Source organism: Spectribacter acetivorans, from assembly GCF_031846305.1.
In the GTDB taxonomy this organism is placed as follows: domain Bacteria; phylum Pseudomonadota; class Gammaproteobacteria; order Nevskiales; family Salinisphaeraceae; genus Spectribacter; species Spectribacter acetivorans.
The window spans coordinates 1-431 of the sequence record NZ_JAVRHY010000042.1 but is presented as its reverse complement, the minus strand read 5'-3'; the positions used below and the strand labels follow the sequence as shown (position 1 = coordinate 431).

Genomic DNA, 431 nt, shown 5'->3' with positions numbered 1-431 from the left:
CACAACTGACACACGAACCGGCAAAAGCGGTGGGTATAACCGCCGCCCGGATCGACGAAGTCCAGGCGCTCCATGCGCCGGTCCGCCGCGCCGATCTTGAGTTGGCAATACTCGATCTCAAGCGTCACCGCACGCCCCCACAGCGGCAAATCCCGCACCCGGCGACGCAGCCGCCGATTGACCGTGCCGCGCGCCCCGGTGCGGTGGTCCACCGGCACGAACCGGCCGTCGCGCCGACAATGCGCCACCAGCTCCCCGGCCGCCTCGTCCCAGGAAAGCGACTTGACGCACTGCCCGCGTAGACCAAGAATCGATGCCGGGATGATTGCCGCCATCTACAAGCTCCTTCTTCTCTGGTGTAGGAACTTGTATTAGAACGAGTTTGTCGGCGGCAGTCATCCCTGTCTAGCTCACGTCAGTGCAGAAGAGCC

At 64.0% G+C, this 431-nt stretch carries 1 pseudogene; it reads right to left on the bottom strand.

Annotated elements, in window-relative coordinates:
* Positions 1 to 335 (bottom strand): annotated as a pseudogene (locus RM531_RS16005) (hypothetical protein); the annotation flags it as partial.
* Positions 336 to 431 lie beyond the last annotated feature (96 nt).